The organism is Azospirillum endophyticum (genome assembly GCF_016595245.1).
GTDB lineage: Bacteria > Pseudomonadota > Alphaproteobacteria > Azospirillales > Azospirillaceae > Azospirillum > Azospirillum endophyticum.
Window position 1 is genome coordinate 13,682 of record NZ_JAENHM010000034.1, and the last position, 16,833, is coordinate 30,514.

Here is a 16,833-nt window from a genome sequence, read left to right on the forward strand (position 1 = left end):
GTCGGCTTCCAGCCGCTCGTTCCGCCATTTCCACGCACACTCGCAGGTCAGGACATGCTGCAGTACGCCATCGTTCCGGTCACCCCGTTCCAGCAGAACTGCACGGTGCTCTGGTGTCCCGAGACGATGAAGGGCGCCGCCATCGATCCCGGCGGCGACCTGGACCGCATCCTGGCCGCAGCGAAGGCCAAGGGCGTGACGCTGGAGAAGATCCTGGTCACCCACGGCCATATCGACCATGCCGGCGCCGTCGCCGATCTGGCCGACAGACTGTCGCTACCGATCGAGGGGCCGCAGCGCGAGGACCAGTTCTGGATCGACGGCATGCCGATGCAGAGCCAGATGTTCGGTTTCCCGCCCGTCCGCTCCTTCACGCCGGACCGCTGGCTGGAGGAGGGCGACACGGTGACCGTCGGCAACCAGACCCTGGAGGTCCGCCACTGCCCGGGGCACACCCCCGGCCATGTCGTGTTCGTCCACCGGCCGTCGAAGCTCGCCATCGTCGGCGACGTGCTGTTCCAGGGCTCCGTCGGCCGGACCGATTTCCCCAAGGGCAACCATGGCGACCTGATCGCCTCGATCCGCGACAAGCTGTTCCCCTATGGCGACGACATCGCCTTCATTCCCGGCCACGGCCCGATGTCCAGGTTCGGCGAAGAGAGGCTGTACAATCCGTTCCTGAACGACTGAGGCCCCCCCGAGGAAAGCGCCCTCCTCAATCCACCGTCGGCTCGTCGCCCAGCAGCAGGTCGATGCGTCGGCGCAGGCTGATCAGTTCACGGCGCTGCATGTCGTCGACGTAAGCGCGGTGTTCGCGCGGATCGCCCAGGCGGGCGGTCGCGCGGCGCAGCGCGTCGAGGAAGCGGCCGACCGCCGACAGCGTGCGCAGCGCCGGCTCCTTGGCGGCGTCCTTGCGGCTGCGGGCGGCCTGGACGGTGCCGTCGCCGGCCTTCACCTGCTCCCACAGCGCCATCTGCTCTTCCAGATCCTTGATCCAGGCGATCTCGATCAGGGTGGAGCGGGAGACGTCATGGTGGGCGGCGGCATATTCCTGCTTGATCGTCTCCGGCAGGCTGTTCAGCCGCAGGGTATGGCTGACGTTGCTCTGGCTCTTGCCGATGATGCGGCCAAGCTGTTCCTGGGTGTAGCCGAACCGATCGATCAGCCGGGCCAGCGCCTCCGCCAGTTCAAGCGCGTCCAGGTCGACGCGCTGGACATTCTCCACCAGCGTCAGCTCATCCGGATTGCCTGAGGTGACCAGGGCGTAGATGGTCGCCAGCCCCAGCATCTCATGGGCGCGCATCCGCCGTTCGCCGGCGACCAGACGGTGGCCGCCTACGGTTTCCTGCACCAGGACCGGCTGCTTCAATCCGTAATGCGCGATCGAGTCGGCAAGCCCCTGCATCTCGGTCGGATCGAAATGGCGCCGCGGCAGGTTGGGATTGCGGATGATCCTCGCGACGTCGAGTTCCAACAACCGGGGCAGCTTGCCCACATCGTCGAACAGGTCCGAATGGTCGGGCGCGAGCGTCGGCATGTCGTATCCACAGTCCCTGTTCACCATTCTTTCCAGCCCTGCAACCGTGCCCCGACCGTTGCAGCCCTGTCAACGGCGCAGTGAGAAGAAAAGGGGAACAGGTCTTCCCGGCTTCGCTGCCGCCGGCCAAGTCCACCCCTCACGCCGCCTTGATGTCGGTCAGGAAGCGTTCGATCTCGGCCCTGAGATGCCCGGCCTGCCGCGTCAGATCCTGGGACGAGGTCAGGACCTCTTCGGCGACCGTCTTGGTCGTATCGGCGGATCGCGCCACCCCGTCGATGATCGCGGTGACCGAATGGGTCGCCTTGGCGGCTTGTTCGGCATTGGCGGCGATGTCCATCGTCGCCGCCCCCTGGTCCTCGATGGCGGTCGCGACGATGCCGGAGATGCGGCCCATATCCGCGATCACCGTCGCGATCTGGCCGATCGAGGCCGCGGCCCCGTCCGTCACCGACTGCATGGTGCCGATCTGGCTGCCGATCTCGTCGGTGGCCTTGGCGGTCTGGGAGGCCAGATGCTTGACCTCGTTGGCGACGACGGCGAAGCCCTTGCCCGCCTCTCCCGCCCGCGCCGCTTCGATGGTGGCGTTCAGCGCCAGCAGGTTGGTCTGTGCGGCGATGTCATGGATCAGCTGCACGACGGTGCCGATGCGGCCGGCGGTTTCCACCACCACGCGCATGGTTTCTCCCGCCTGGGCGGCGGCCCCGACCGCCGCCTGGGTGATGCGGCTCGATTCCTCGATATGACGGCCGATGTCGCCGATGGAGGCGCGCAGCTGGTTGGCCGCCGATGCCACCGTGCCGACGCTGCTCGCCGTCTGATCGGCGGCCGCGGCGACGCTGGTCGCCTCGTGCAGCGTCCGGTCTGCGCCGTCGCTCATCGATCTGGCCGTAGCCTCCAACCCTCCGGCGGCGCTGGTCACCGCACGGACGATTCCGCCGACGCGGGCATCGAAGCCGTCGGTCACCCGCTCCAGTTGGCGGGTGCGTTCCTCGCGCCGGACGCGGACCAGTTCCTGTTCGGCATGGAGGTCGTCGGCCTTGATCAGCGCCTCTTTGAACACCTGCATGGCGCCGGCCATCCGGCCGATCTCGTCGTGGCGCCCCTGCGCCGGGACGTCCAGCCGGCGCTCGCCCTGGGCCAGGCTCTGCATCGCCTCGCACATCGCCGTCAGCGGACGGGTGATGCCGCGGGCGAACAGGATGCCGCCAAGGCAGATGACCAGCAGCAGCGCGGCTCCTGCACCGATCATCCGGTCGCGCATGGAATGGACGGGTGCCAGGATCTCGTTCACCGCTGCCTCCGCCAGCACCAGCCAGCGGACGCCGTTGTGCGTCATCGGGCGGTAGGCGGTCAGAGCCGGGCCGTTGCCGGCGATGTTGGCCGCCTCGATCACGCCGGTATGGTCGGCATCGCCTTTGATGGCGCCCATGGCGCCGCCGTCATAGGGCCTCAGCACGGCCATGCCCTGGGCGAAGCGCGGCGTGCTGCGCAGCCTGCCGTCCTCCCCCACCAGGAACGTGTCGCCGCTGTCTCCCATGCCGCCGGTGGCGCGCATGATGCGGTCCAGTCCGGTCGGCTCCATGCGGAAGACCAGGGTCGCCAATATCTGCACCGTGCCGTCCGGCTGGCGCAACGCCACCGGGGTGGCCAAGAAGGCCGAAGGCGTCCCACCGGCAGGCGCATAGGCGCCGAAGTCGGCAACCCGCGCCTCGTCCGGCGTGGGATCGCGCTTCACCGAATCGGCCAGGGCGGCGAGCGCCCCTTCGGCGGCCGGCTTGGCGAAATCACCGCCCTTGGCTGCGCTGTAGAGCACCGTCCCGTCCTGCGAGAGCAGCAGCACGTCGGCCAGCCCGCGGCGGAGCATCAGATCGGTCATCCAGGAATGCAGCCGCAGATGCGCCATGTCGTACATGGCGTTGGCGTCCGGCTTCTCCAGCTTGTAGCGCTCGGCCGGCGGATTGGGATTGTCGTCGACATAGCGCTTGCGCAGCATTGTGCCGGGATCGCCGCGGTCGGCCTCGATCCTCCAGCCATTGCTCAACGCCACCGCCGCATCCCGCATCGAGCGCGTGTTGGCGGTCAGGACGATGTCGCCCTCCAGCCCTTCCAGATAGGACTGGACGCTGGCGGCGCGGGCGTCCGCCAAGGCCACCAGCTTGTCCTGGGCCGCCGTGCGCAGCCGGTCGGTGGCGGCGGAATAGGCGAAGCTGCCGAGCAACAGCGCCGTCAGCACCGCCGATCCGACCACCGCACCCGGAATCTTGTGACGCAGAAGCAATTTGTTCAAAGCTGTGCCCCTCCCGTGCAAACAAGCTGCCGGTTGGCCCGGCTTTATGGCACACCGATCATCCGCTGCCGCCTGGAAGGATATTTCCCGGTCGACGGAAAGGACGAAATTGCGCCGTACACATATTATCCTATTGGTAAACTATTAACAAAATCCGTCACATCGCCTTAATCATTTTGTTAAACGATCGTTCAAAATCCATTCGGCTGGCGCAATGAAACGCAACTCAGTAGAAAGGGGTGAAGCAGAGCCGAGGAATTGATCCGGCGTCTGTCAGGAGGTCGGTCGATGTCACTTGCTGAGCGCAAGCTTTTTGTCGAGCGCTGGATTCGCTCACCCCTCAAGGTCGCTTCGGTAACTCCGAGCGGACCCGAATTGTGCCGGTCCATGGCGAAGGCGGCCGGCTGCGGGCCTGGGCGGCGGGTGGTGGAGTTGGGCCCGGGCACCGGCCCGGTCACCTCGGCGCTGCTGGCCCATGGCGTCACTCCCGACAATTTGCTGATGGTCGAACTCGATCCCGCTTTCGCCGATCACCTGTCGGTCCTGCACCCGGAGTCCACGGTGGTGCGCGGCGACGCGACGCGGGTCCACCGCATCGTCCAGGCCCATGGCTGGGAGAACTGCGACGCGGTGGTGTCGGGCCTGCCGCTGATCGCCATGCCGCTGTCGGTCCAGGCGCGGATCGTGCGCGGTGCCTTTTCGGTGCTGGCGCCCGACGGGGTTTTCGTGCAATTCACCTATGGTCCCTTCGCCCCGGTCAATCCGGAACTGATCCGGCGGCTGCGGCTGAAGCCGCGGCGCCATGCCTGGATCGCCCGGAATCTGCCGCCGGCGTCGGTCTGGACCTTCCGCCGGCTGCCCTGACGACGAGTCGCTTTGACCGCTGACACTCTATTGCACGAGGCGCGCGCCCTGATCGACGCGCGCCGTTACCGTCCCGCCCTGCGCCTGCTGCGCGGCGCGACCGCATCCTCCGGGGTCGAGCGGCTCCATCTGCTCGGTCTGGCCCATCTCGGCCATCGCGGTCCGGCCAACGCCATCGCCTGCCTGCGCCGGGTGCTGGCCGACAGCCCCGGAGACGTCGACCGGCTGGCCACCCTCGCCAGGGCCCATCAGGCCGACAACGCCCCCCTCCCCGCCGTCACTTGGCTGGAGCGCGCGCTACGCGTCGCTCCCGGCCGCCCGGACCTGACCGCGGCGCTGGCCGGAGCGTTGCGCCGCGACGCCCGCTATGCCGACGCGATCGCCCTGGCACGCAAGGCGCTGGCCGCCGGCGACCATTCCCAGGACATCCGCTTCGAAGCCGCCACGGCCGCGGCCTATCTCGGACATGACGGGGAAGCTCTCGCCCATTTCGACGCATTGCTGGCCGACGATCCGGAGCATGCCGCGGGCTGGTTCGGCAGCCATGCCCAGGCCCTGCACGATCATGGCCCCGACGAAGCTCTGCGCCGCCTGCGCCGCGCCACCCGCTGCGGCGGCGCCAACGGCAAATACTGGGGCTATCTCGCCGCCACCCTGCGGCTGCTCGGCCGGGATGCCGAGGCCGACGCCGTCGAGGCCGCGGAGGTCGGCGACAACCCGAAGCGCCGCCCGCTGCCGGACGGCGCCAAGGCACTGCTTCCCAACCTGTCCGTCGATTTCCGCCTGTTCGGCAACAGCGGCCGGCTGTTGCGCCACGCGTTGGCCGGCGCCGGCACGCCCGGCCTGGTGCTGGAGTTCGGCGTACGGCGCGGCACCTCGCTCGACCACATCGCCGAGGTGGCCGGCCAGGAGGTTCACGGCTTCGATTCGTTCGAAGGTCTGCCGGAGGGCTGGGTGAACTCGCCGCGCGGCGTGCTGACCACCGGCAGCCAGCTGCCGCCGGTACGCGACAACGCCCGCCTGCATGTGGGATGGTTCGAGGACAGCTTGCCGCCCTTCCTCGCCGCCCATCCCGGGCCGGTGCGCTTCGTCAACGTCGACAGCGACATCTACGCCTCGGCCCGCACGGTGCTGACCGCGCTGGCGGATCGGGTGCGGCCGGGAAGCGTCATCGTGTTCGACGAATATATCGGCAACCACAGCTGGCGCGACGACGAGTACCGGGCGTTCCAGGAGTTCGCCGCGGAGAACGCGGTACGGTACGAGTATTTCGCGGCCAGTCCCTACACCAAGCAGGTGGCGGTGCGGGTTTTGGGGATCGGGGTGTAAATGCTGCAGCGCATGCCTCCTCCCCATCCCTCCCCCACCTTCGGTGGGAGAGGGGGTAGGACGCTTGCGGAATTGAAGTAGAGGACAGCGGCAGTCCCCTCTCCCTCGAAGAGGGGGAGGGTTAGGGAGGGGGAAAACCCCTCCCACCGCCACCACCTCACCCCACCGCCTTCACCTGACGACGCCGCGCATGCAGGACCGGCTCCGTGTAGCCGTTCGGCTGGACGCGGCCCTTGAACACCAGATCGCAGGCGGCCTGGAAGGCGATGCTGCCGTCGACGTTGCCGGCCATCGGCTTGTACAGCGGGTCTCCGGCATTCTGCTTGTCGACGACGGCGGCCATGCGCTTCATGACCTCCATCACCTGGGCCTCGGTGCAGATGCCGTGGTGCAGCCAGTTGGCGATGTGCTGGCTGGAGATGCGCAGGGTGGCGCGATCTTCCATCAGTCCGACATCGTGGATGTCCGGCACCTTGGAGCAGCCGACACCCTGGTCGATCCAGCGCACCACATAGCCGAGGATGCCCTGGGCGTTGTTCTCCAGCTCCTGCCGGATCTCGTCCTCCGACCAGTTGGGGCGGTCGGCAAGCGGGATGGTCAGGATGTCGGACAGGGCGGCGGCCTGCCGCTTGGCCAGCTGGTCCTGCACCTCGGCCACATTCACCGCGTGATAATGGGTGGCGTGCAGGGTGGCGGCGGTCGGCGACGGCACCCAGGCGGTGTTGGCGCCGGCCTTCGGATGGCCGATCTTGGCGACCAGCATGTCGGCCATCAGGTCGGGCATCGCCCACATGCCCTTGCCGATCTGGGCACGGCCCTTCAGCCCGGCGCGCAGCCCGACGTCGACATTGTTGTCCTCATAGGCCGAAATCCACTTGGTGGCCTTCATCGCCGCCTTGCGGACGACCGGGCCGGCCTCCATCGAGGTGTGGATCTCGTCTCCGGTGCGGTCCAGGAAGCCGGTGTTGATGAACACCACGCGGTCCTTGGCGGCGCGGATGCATTCCTTGAGGTTGACGCTGGTGCGCCGCTCCTCGTCCATGATGCCGACCTTGAGGGTGTTGCGGGCCATGCCCAGCAGATCCTCGACGCGGCCGAACAGCTCGTCGGTGAAGGCGGCCTCTTCCGGGCCGTGCATCTTCGGCTTCACGATGTAGACCGAGCCGGCACGGCTGTTGCGCAAGCCCCCTTCCGCCTTCAGATCATGCAGGGCGATCAGCGAGGTGAAGACGCCATCCAGGATGCCTTCCGGCGCCTCGCTGCCGTCGGACAGCTTGACCATGTCGATGGTCATCAGGTGGCCGACGTTGCGGACCAGCAGCAGGCTGCGGCCGTGCAGGGTGACGCTGCCGGTCGGCGTGGCGTAGGTGCGGTCCGGGTTCAGCTTGCGGACGATGGTCTTGTCGCCCTTGGGGAAGCTGGCCTCCAGGGTGCCCTTCATCAGGCCCAGCCAGTTGCGGTAGGCGACGACCTTGTCCTCCGCATCCACGGCGGCGACCGAATCCTCGCAGTCCTGGATGGTCGACAGCGCGGCTTCCAGCACCACGTCGGCGACGCCGGCGGCATCGTCCTTGCCGATCACGCTGCCGCGGTCGATGCGGATTTCGATATGGGTGCCGTTCTGCACCAGCAGCACGGCCGACGGCGCCGCCGCCTCGCCCTGCCAGCCGACGAAGGCGGCCTTGTCCTTCAGGCCGGTCTTTCGCCCGTCCTTCAGCGTCACCGCCAGCGCATCCCCCTCGACCGCATAGGCCGCGGCGTCGGCATGGCTGCCGTCGGCCAGCGGAACGCTGTCGTCCAGGAACTTGCGCGCCCAGGCGATCACCTGCGCGCCGCGGGCGGCGTCATAGCCGCCGGCCGCCGGAGTGCCGGGGATGGCGTCGGTGCCGTACAGCGCGTCGTACAGGCTGCCCCACCGTGCGTTGGCTGCGTTCAAGGCATAACGGGCGTTGGTGATCGGCACCACCAGCTGGGGGCCGGCAAGATAGGCGACTTCCGGATCGACGTTGGCGGTCCCGACCGAGAAGTCCCCGCCCTCCGGCACCAGATAGCCGATGTCGCGCAGGAAGGTTTCGTATTCGGCCTGATCGAAGAGCTTTCCGCGACGGGCGGCATGCCACTGGTCGATTTGCAGCTGCAAGCTGTCGCGCTTGTCCAGCAGCGCCTTGTTGCGTGGCGCAAGCTCATGCAGGAGTTGGTCGAGGCCGGTCCAGAGACGGTCGGCGTCGACACCGGTCCCCGGCAGTGCCTCGTCATTGATGAAGTCGTAAAGCGGGCGGGCGATTTCGAGGCCGCCACGGCGGATCCAGTTGCTCATCTCGTTGCGTGTCCCATTCTCTTGCGCTCGGTTCGCAGACTCCTCTGCGGGAGTCTTGATCATCGGTTATCGCGTCTTCCGCGCGAGCCGGTCAACACAATGTCGCACTGCAGCGTATGGAGAAATGGTAGCAGGCGGCGGATGCCGGATGGGCGGCGATCAGGCCAGCAGATTCAGGGCCGCGGCCGGCTGGGCGGCGGAGGCGGACGATAGGCCCGGGTCCTCCGTCTCCTCCCCGTCGGCAGCGCCGAGCAGCCCGGCGGCCCCGAGCGCTTCGCTTGGCCCAAACGCCGCGGCGCGCAGGGCGTTGACCTCCTTCTGCGCGGCCTCGACCATCTTGTCGTCGGCCTTGAAGCCCTCCCGCCGCTCGCGACGCCGCTTTTCCGACTCGTCCAGCATGTTGGCGGCCTTCGCTTCGCCGATGATGCGCTTGGACGTGGCGAGCACCCCCTCCACCCGCTGGCCGAAGGTGTCGGCTTCGCGGTAGCGCGACATCTTCATGGCATTGTCGGCCATCAGGCTCTGGATCATCGCGCTTCGGCCGCCGGAGCCGGTGGCCGCGGCGGACGGAACGCTGTCAACACTCCCGCCCCCGCTCATCCCGCCCTTCCCCAGGCCGGACAGCACATCCTCCACCAGCCGGGCGATGTCGGCCGGCAGCTTGCCGTCCTGCCCGGAGGTCGCCGCCGCGGATTCCGCTTCCGACCCGGCATCCGCGGCCATCGCATCGGCAGCGCTTTCCGCCGAGCCGGTGCCCGCGGGAGCCCCCTCCCCCGCCGAGATGCCGATGGTCAGCGTCACCTCGGTCTGCTGCACGGTCAGGCTGGTGGTGCTGCGGGTGATCGTCGTCTCCGACGACGACACCGTACTGCCGCCGGTGGCGGCGCCGGTGTCGCCGGGCAGCCCCATCTCCGCCGCGGCCTTGATGCCGGCGCCGTATTCCTTGGCGGCCCGCCCGGCCTCGCGCGCCAGCAGCGCCGCTTCGCGCGCAAGGGACGCCAGCTTCTGCGGATCGCCCTGGGCAAAGCGCATCGCCAGCTTCAACTGCTCGATCTTGCGTTCGACCTGCTCCAGCCGCGCCGCGGCCGTCTGCTTGGGCCCGCCGACCCGCCTCGCCTCCTCCAGCGCCGCCTGGGCGCTGGCATGGTCGCTCTGCCATTTAGCGGCGGCCTGGGTCAGCGCCTGCGCGCGCTCCGCCTTCTGGGCGAGCTGGCCGTGGGCGTCCTTGGCCTGCAGATCCTTCTCCCACGGCTTCTTCGCCTGCTGCAGGCGGAAAAGCCCGGCCTGACCGTCGGCCACCACGCTGAAGACGCTCATGCCGCCACCCCCGGTCCGGCCGCACCAAGATATTCTCGGCAAAGTTTAGCACATTCGTAGCGGCTGTCCATTTCGCGCGGAGTGGGCGTGGAACCCCAAGGCTTGGCTGGTGTTTCACTTCCCGACACCCGCTTCCGCAACGGGCGGCTTGATACCGCAGGCGCGGAGCCGCGGAATACCGGAATCCCCGAGGAGGAAAGACAAGATGCCGAACCGCGACATGACCGGCACCGGCGGACCGAACCCGACCGGCTCCACCACCGGAAGTTCCACCACCGGAAGTTCGACTGCCGGCAGCTCCACCACCGGCGGCGGCGTGTCGGGCGGCCGCAGCGGAGTCGACGAGATGAAGAAGACCGTCAACCGCGCCGCCGACGACGTGATTTCCACCGGGCGGGAGACGCTGGGCAACGCCCAGGGCCGTATTCGCTCGCTGCTGGAGCAGCAGACCGGCCGCGCCGCCGACCAGCTGGGCGGGGTCGCCAATGCCCTGCACAAGGCGGCCGAACAGCTGAACGAGGAGAATGGCGGCGTCGTGGCCGACTACGCCGAGCAGGCGGCCAGCCGGGTCGAGCGCGTCGCCGACATGCTGCGCGATGCCAACGTCGACGACATCGTCGGCGAGGTCGAGGGCTTCGCCCGCCGCCAGCCCGAAGTGTTCATCGGGGCGGCCTTCGCCGTCGGCTTCCTCGCCGCGCGCTTCATCAAGAGCTCCGGCGAACGCCGGATGCATCGCGCGTCGACCTCCCGGCAAGGCAACGCGCATCCGTCGCAGACCGTGCGCACGGCGCGCGGTTCCGCTTACGACTCCGGCCGCGACCTGAACCGCGACACCGGGCGCAGCCCCAGCCGCGGCATGGCCGGCGGCATCGGCGAATCCGTCAGCCGCTCCACCCCGTCCCACAGCGCCGACACCCCGACGACCGGCTCGTCCGCCGTCAACACCGGCAACCTGGCCGGCCGCATGGACTCCGAGCGCGGGGCCGAGCGCCTGGGTGAGCCGAAGCCGGCCGCCGGCCGCATCGGCATGCCGCTGTCCACCGCCCCGGCTTCCGTCACCGGCCACGGCACCGCGCCGTCGGCCGACACGGCACTCGGCACCAGCACGGTCGGCAGCGCCGGCAGCACCGCGAACGCCGGCACCACCGGCATCGGCGGGGCCGCTGGCACCACCTCCACCTCCAAGCCGCAGGGACAGCGTCCATGAGCGCCGCCGAGAACCGCTATGACGAGCCGCGGGATCCGCGGCAGGACCGGCCGCTCGCCGGCCTGTTCGCCGATCTCGCCCGCGAATCCGCCAACCTCGCCCGATCCGAGATCGCGTTGGCGAAGGCCGAACTGACCGACAAGGCCACCGAGGCCGCCGGCGGCGTGGCCTTCATCGCCGTCGGCGGACTGGTCGCCTTTGCCGGCGTCCTGGTCCTGCTTGCCTCCGCGGTTCTCGGCCTGTCCAACGTCCTGGCCCCGTGGCTGTCCGCGCTGATCGTCGGCGTGGCGGTTCTGGTGGTGGGCGGCATCCTGGCCTATGTCGGCAAGAGCCGGCTGAGCCCTGCCAACCTCCGCCCCCGCCGCACGATGAAAACGCTGGACGAGGACAAGCGCTGGGCCAAGTCCCAGCTTGCCCGCTGAGGGCCGGCCGATGACGGACGACGCTCGCAATCCGCAGGATCTCGACGCCCTGGAGGGCGACATCCGCGCCAGCCGCGCGCGCATCGGCGGCACCGTCGAGGCGCTGCGCGACCGGACATCCCGTCTGCGCGACAGAATGACGCGGTGGTCTCCCCAATCCCTGATGGAGAATCCCATGAAGCACACCTATTCGCCGTCGACCCCGGACACCCCGTCCCAGCGTTCCCACCTGCACCAGTCCGACCGCTACGAAAGCGGCCAGACCGTCCATTACAAGCAGTCGCAGTCCTCCTCCTCGGGGTCGATGCTGAGCAGCGTCACCAGCAATCCGATCCCGCTTGCCCTGGTCGGCATCGGCCTGGGCTGGCTGGCCCTGTCGAGCACCGGCTACGACCGCCGGATCGCCCGGTCCAGCACCGTCCGCTCCGCCCGCCACCGCATGGGCGATGCCGTGGATTACGCCCGGGACTCGCTGAGCGGCGCCACCGACAGCGTCCGCAGCGCCGCCAGTTCCGCTTATGACAACGCCTCGAGTGCCGTCAGCTCCGCCTACGACAGCGCCTCGGGCACCGTCAGCGGCATGATGGGCGGTTCGAGCGACGATGCCGAGCACGGCCGCGGCTCCCTTCATGCTCAATCGCATGCCCAGGGCGGCCAGTCCTACGTCAATCGTGGCATGTCGCGCCTCTCCTCGATGGCGCCGTCGACCGACCATCTGCGCCACCGCGCGCACGACATGACGACCGGCTTCTGGGACCTCGTGGAGGACCATCCCATCGTCGCCGGCGCCATGGGTGTCGCACTGGGTGCCGCCATCGGCGCCGCCCTGCCGGGCACCCGCTACGAGAAGCAATGGGTCGGCGAGTATGCCGACGAGGCGACCGAGCGCGCCAAGGCGCTCGCCATGGACGCGCTCGACCGCGGCACCCGCGCCGCCCAGGCGGCCGCCCAGACCGTGGTCGAGTCGGCCAAGGAAGATGTCCGCGACGTGGTGGCCGAAGCGACCAGCGCCGCCCGTGAGGAAGTGAAGAAGCCGGGCTGATTGCCGCCCATTCGCTAACCGAGCAACCCCGCGCCCCCCGGCGCGGGGTTTTCTGCATTGTAGGCGATGCAGCGCCGCGACCTATCGTCGCATGACCGCTTTGCCCCGGCAGCTTGGCTGTAGTCTGCGGGAAGCAGCGACGCTATAACCAAGCGCATTCCATGGGTATTGTCGGCGCATCAGCCATGCAAAGGCGCCAAACCCGCGGAAACCCTGCATTTCGATCGACAAACGCCCCTTGCCCCCCGGAGCAATCAGGACTAAATTGGTCCTGTATTCGAAACCGGGGTGAAACGGGGTGCGGTCATGATCCGGCTGAGCAAGCTGACCGACTATGCCATCGTCGTGTTGAGCGAGATGGCGCGCCAGGTCGGCACGGTCCATACCGTCGCCCATCTTGCCGACCGCTCCGGCGTGCCCGCTCCCACCGTCGCCAAGCTGATGAAGGCGATGACACCGGCGGGGCTGACCACGTCCCAACGCGGCGCCGCCGGCGGTTATGCGCTCAGCCGGCCGGCCGACGCAATCTCCATCGCCGAAATCATCACGGCGCTCGACGGTCCGATCGCGCTGACCGCCTGCGTCGACGGTGCCGACAGCCAATGCGGGGTGGAGCAACTTTGCCCCATGCGCGGCGGTTGGGAAAAGGTGAACCGCGCCATTCGCAGCGCGCTGGAGGAGGTGACGCTGGCCGACATGATGGCCCCCGTGACCTTTCCGGCTCCGGCAGCCGCACCGAATTCCACCGCCGCCCAGCCGGCCCGCCCTGCGCACTGAACGGCGCGCATCGAACAGCATTCTTGAGAAGGACGAGGCAAAGCCATGGCCGCCCAACCGGAAACCGTCGAGCAGGTCCGCGCCGTCACCGAGCAGAAGTACAAGTACGGCTTCACGACCGACATCGAGGCCGACGTCGCGCCGAAGGGCCTGAACGAGGACATCGTCCGCTTCATCTCCGCCAAGAAGGAGGAGCCGGAGTGGCTGCTGGAGTGGCGCCTGAAGGCGTTCCGCGTCTGGCAGACGATGGAGGAGCCGCAATGGGCCGCCGTCAGCTTCCCGCCCATCGACTATCAGGACGCGCATTACTATGCGGCGCCGAAGAAGAAGGCCGGTCCGAAGTCGCTGGACGAGGTCGATCCCGAACTGCTGAAGACCTACGAGAAGCTGGGCATCCCGCTGCGTGAGCAGGAGATCCTGGCCGGCGTCGAGGGGTCGGAGGGCAAGAGCCCGGCCATCGCCGTGGACGCCGTGTTCGACAGCGTGTCGGTCGCCACCACCTTCAAGGCGAAGCTGGAGGAGATGGGCATCATCTTCTGCGCGATCTCAGAGGCCGTGCAGAAGCACCCGGAGCTGGTGAAGAAGTATCTCGGCTCGGTGGTGCCCTACACGGACAACTATTATGCGACGCTGAACTGCGCGGTCTTCACCGACGGCAGCTTCGTCTACATCCCCAAGGGCGTGCGCTGCCCGATGGAGCTGTCGACCTACTTCCGCATCAACCAGGCCAACACCGGCCAGTTCGAGCGGACGCTGATCATCGCCGACGAGGGCGCCTATGTCAGCTATCTGGAAGGCTGCACGGCACCCCAGCGCGACGAGAACCAGCTGCACGCCGCGGTGGTCGAGCTGGTGGCGATGGACGACGCGACGATCAAATATTCGACGGTCCAGAACTGGTATCCCGGCAATGCCGAAGGCGTCGGCGGCATCTACAACTTCGTCACCAAGCGCGGCGCCTGCCGCGGCAAGAACTCGAAGATTTCGTGGACGCAGGTCGAGACCGGCTCGGCGATCACCTGGAAGTATCCGAGCTGCATCCTGCAGGGCGACAATTCGGTGGGCGAGTTCTATTCGGTCGCCATCACCAACAACTTCCAGCAAGCCGACACCGGCACCAAGATGATACACATCGGCAAGAATACCCGCTCGACCATCGTATCGAAGGGCATCTCGGCCGGCAAGGCGCAGCAGACCTACCGCGGCTTGGTCAAGATCCTGCCCAGGGCGGAGGGTGCGCGCAACCACACCCAGTGCGACAGCCTGCTGATCGGCGACCAGTGCGGCGCCCACACGGTTCCCTACATCGAGAGCCGCAACCGTTCCGCCCGCATCGAGCATGAGGCGACGACGGCGAAGATCAGCGAGGACCAGCTCTTCTACTGCCGCCAGCGCGGCATCTCGGAAGAGGACGCGGTGTCCCTGATCGTCAACGGCTTCTGCAAGGAGGTCCTGAAGGAACTCCCCATGGAATTCGCCGTGGAGGCGCAGAAGCTGGTGGGCATCAGCCTGGAAGGCAGCGTGGGCTAAGGGCACTTCCCCCCACCGAAGAGAACGTGAAGACCGGACGGCGTGCCGGCGGCCTGAAGTAGACAACGAGGCGAAGACGATGATCGAAATCAAGAACCTGCACGCCACCGTGGACGGCAAGGAAATCCTCAAGGGCGTCGACCTGACCATCCGCCCGGGCGAGGTCCATGCCATCATGGGGCCGAACGGCGCCGGCAAGAGCACCATGTCCTACGTGCTGGCTGGCCGCGACGGCTACGAGGTCACGCAAGGCTCGGTCACCTATTACGGCAAGGACCTGCTGGCGATGGAGCCGGAGGAGCGGGCCGCCGAGGGCGTCTTCCTCGCCTTCCAGTATCCGGTCGAAATCCCCGGCGTCGGCAACACCACCTTCCTCAAGACCGCGATCAACGCCATCCGCAAGCATCGCGGCGAGAAGGAACTCGACGCCATGCAGTTCCTCAAGCTGATCCGCGAGAAGACCAAGGCGCTCGGCATGAGCGACGAGATGCTGAAGCGCGCGGTCAATGTCGGCTTCTCCGGCGGCGAGAAGAAGCGCAACGAGACGCTGCAGATGGCGGTGCTGGAGCCGAAATTCGCCATCCTCGACGAAACCGACAGCGGCCTCGACATCGACGCGCTGAAGATCGTGGCCGAGGGCGTCAATGCGCTGCGCTCGCCGGAGCGGTCGATGCTGGTCATCACCCACTACCAGCGCCTGCTCGACTACATCGTTCCCGACCATGTCCATGTCCTGGCCGCCGGCCGCATCGTGAAGTCGGGCGGCAAGGAACTGGCGCTGGAGCTGGAGAAGAACGGCTACCGCGACTTCGGCGCGAGCGAGGCGGCGTGATGTCGGCACACACCTCCCCCCTGCATCCCATGACCTACTCGACGCGGGGCGCCGATCCGGCGACGGCGCCGGCTTTCCTGGCTCCGCTCGATCAGGTGGGCGCCGGTCTGCCCGGCAGCGGCCTGTCCTGGCTGACCGAGCTCCGCACCGCCGGGCGCGAGCGCTTTGCCGCCGTCGGCCTGCCGACGATCAAGAACGAGAGCTGGCGCTACACCAACCTGCGCGACCTCGCCAAGACCAGCTTCCAGCCTGCTGCGCCCGCCGCCGCCGTGATCGACCTGCTGCCGACCGTCCGCGCCGAGGGGCAGGACGGCCCGCGTCTGGTCTTCGTCGACGGCCGCTTCCGCGCCGACCTGTCGTCGGTCGAGGGCCTGCCGCCGGGTGTGGAACTGCTGAGCATCGCCGCCGCGCTCAACAGCCACGCCGACCTGCTGGCCGACCACGTCGGCCGCCTCGCCGCGGCGGACGACCGTCCCCTGGTGGCGCTGAACAGCGCCTATCTCGCCGACGGTGCGGTTCTGCATGTGCCGGCCGGCGTCCAGGTCGAGCGGCCGATCGAACTGGTCTTCGTTTCGGTCGGGTCGGAGACGCAGGCGACCTCCTGCCATCCGCGCAGCCTGCTGATCGCGGAGGCCGGGTCGAAGGCGGTGGTGGTCGAACACCATGTCGGCCGCGGCGCCGGCACCACGCTGGCCAATCATGTGACCGAGGTGTTCGTCGGCGAAGGCGCCACCCTGCATCATTACAAGTCGCAGCGTGACGGCGGCGGCGCCATCCACCTGTCGCACATCGCCGCGACGGTGGCGACCGGCGGCTGCTACGACAACTTCATCCTGACGACCGGTGCGAAGCTGTCGCGCAACGAGGTGGTCAGCCGGCTGGACGGCACCGAGGCCCGGACGCATGTCAGCGGCGGCTATCTGGTCCGCGGCACGCAGCATGCCGACACCACCACGGTGATCGTCCATGCCCAGCCGAACGGCACCAGCCGCGAGGTCTACAAGGGCGTCATCGACGACACGGCGCGCGCGGTGTTCCAGGGCAAGATCACCGTCTGTCCGGATGCACAGAAGACCGACGGCTATCAGCTGAACCGCGCCCTGCTGCTGTCCGACGGGGCCGAGATCGACAGCAAGCCGGAACTGGAAATCCATGCCGACGACGTGAAGTGCAGCCACGGCTGCACGGCGGGCGAACTGGACGACGACGCGCTGTTCTACCTGCGCGCCCGCGGCATCGACCGCGACACCGCCCAGGGCCTGCTGGTCGGTGCCTTCCTGTCGGAATCCCTTGAGGAAATCGCTGAAGAGTCGATCCGCGACGCCTTCCAGGGGATCGTGGCCGGCTGGCTGGAGGAGCAGAAGTAACC

General features: G+C 68.1%; 14 protein-coding genes. 10 read left to right on the forward strand and 4 right to left on the reverse strand.

Going from position 1 to position 16,833, the window contains the following annotated elements:
* Positions 1–54: 54 nt before the first annotated feature.
* The gene (locus JHL17_RS11575) at positions 55–690 is read left to right on the forward strand and encodes an MBL fold metallo-hydrolase (RefSeq protein ID WP_425599601.1); all 636 of its coding nucleotides are present in this window, start codon (positions 55–57) and stop codon (positions 688–690) included.
* 25 nt (positions 691–715) lie between these two features.
* Here the strand turns inward: JHL17_RS11575 and JHL17_RS11580 are convergent, their stop codons facing one another.
* Both JHL17_RS11580 and JHL17_RS11585 read right to left on the reverse strand, forming a co-directional pair.
* Positions 716–1,537: a ParB/RepB/Spo0J family partition protein gene (locus JHL17_RS11580; protein ID WP_200193206.1), complete on the reverse strand. Its 822-nt coding sequence runs from the start codon at positions 1,535–1,537 to the stop codon at positions 716–718.
* Positions 1,538–1,676: 139 nt separating this feature from the next.
* Positions 1,677–3,827 carry a methyl-accepting chemotaxis protein gene (locus JHL17_RS11585; protein WP_200193208.1) on the reverse strand — a complete coding sequence of 717 codons (2,151 nt, stop codon included), beginning with the start codon at positions 3,825–3,827 and terminating at the stop codon, positions 1,677–1,679.
* A 387-nt stretch (positions 3,828–4,214) separates the two neighbouring features.
* Between JHL17_RS11585 and JHL17_RS11590 the strand changes: the two genes are divergently transcribed.
* Together JHL17_RS11590 and JHL17_RS11595 are read left to right on the forward strand one after the other, a co-directional pair.
* A complete protein-coding gene (locus tag JHL17_RS11590) occupies positions 4,215–4,691 on the forward strand; it encodes a class I SAM-dependent methyltransferase (RefSeq protein WP_200193210.1) in 477 nt (158 codons plus the stop codon).
* A 12-nt stretch (positions 4,692–4,703) separates the two neighbouring features.
* Positions 4,704–6,020 carry a class I SAM-dependent methyltransferase gene (locus JHL17_RS11595; RefSeq protein ID WP_247893476.1) on the forward strand — a complete coding sequence of 439 codons (1,317 nt, stop codon included), beginning with the start codon at positions 4,704–4,706 and terminating at the stop codon, positions 6,018–6,020.
* Positions 6,021–6,177: 157 nt separating this feature from the next.
* Here the strand turns inward: JHL17_RS11595 and JHL17_RS11600 are convergent, their stop codons facing one another.
* Positions 6,178–8,337: a malate synthase G gene (locus JHL17_RS11600; RefSeq protein ID WP_200193212.1), complete on the reverse strand. Its 2,160-nt coding sequence runs from the start codon at positions 8,335–8,337 to the stop codon at positions 6,178–6,180.
* Positions 8,338–8,496: 159 nt separating this feature from the next.
* Complete coding sequence (locus JHL17_RS11605; protein ID WP_200193214.1) at positions 8,497–9,654, reverse strand: hypothetical protein; 1,158 nt, start codon at positions 9,652–9,654, stop codon at positions 8,497–8,499.
* A gap of 205 nt (positions 9,655–9,859) precedes the next feature.
* Here JHL17_RS11605 and JHL17_RS11610 point away from each other — a divergent pair, with 205 nt between their 5' ends.
* From JHL17_RS11610 to sufD, 7 genes are all read left to right on the forward strand, one after another.
* The gene (locus tag JHL17_RS11610) at positions 9,860–10,861 is read left to right on the forward strand and encodes a hypothetical protein (protein ID WP_200193216.1); all 1,002 of its coding nucleotides are present in this window, start codon (positions 9,860–9,862) and stop codon (positions 10,859–10,861) included.
* Positions 10,858–11,283, forward strand: coding sequence for a phage holin family protein (locus tag JHL17_RS11615; protein ID WP_200193218.1), 426 nt, complete (start codon positions 10,858–10,860; stop codon positions 11,281–11,283). Before JHL17_RS11610 ends, JHL17_RS11615 begins: the two co-directional genes overlap by 4 nt.
* A 10-nt stretch (positions 11,284–11,293) precedes the next feature.
* Positions 11,294–12,325: a hypothetical protein gene (locus JHL17_RS11620; protein WP_200193220.1), complete on the forward strand. Its 1,032-nt coding sequence runs from the start codon at positions 11,294–11,296 to the stop codon at positions 12,323–12,325.
* 306 nt (positions 12,326–12,631) lie between these two features.
* On the forward strand, positions 12,632–13,102 hold the full coding sequence (locus JHL17_RS11625; protein ID WP_200193222.1) for an SUF system Fe-S cluster assembly regulator: 471 nt from the start codon (positions 12,632–12,634) through the stop codon (positions 13,100–13,102).
* A gap of 45 nt (positions 13,103–13,147) precedes the next feature.
* Entirely contained in the window at positions 13,148–14,632 is a 1,485-nt protein-coding gene (gene sufB / locus JHL17_RS11630) for a Fe-S cluster assembly protein SufB (protein WP_200193224.1), read from the forward strand.
* A gap of 79 nt (positions 14,633–14,711) precedes the next feature.
* On the forward strand, positions 14,712–15,464 hold the full coding sequence (gene sufC / locus JHL17_RS11635) for a Fe-S cluster assembly ATPase SufC (RefSeq protein WP_200193226.1): 753 nt from the start codon (positions 14,712–14,714) through the stop codon (positions 15,462–15,464).
* A complete protein-coding gene (gene sufD / locus JHL17_RS11640; protein WP_247893477.1) occupies positions 15,464–16,831 on the forward strand; it encodes a Fe-S cluster assembly protein SufD in 1,368 nt (455 codons plus the stop codon). The genes sufC and sufD overlap by 1 nt, the downstream gene beginning before the upstream one ends.
* Positions 16,832–16,833 lie beyond the last annotated feature (2 nt).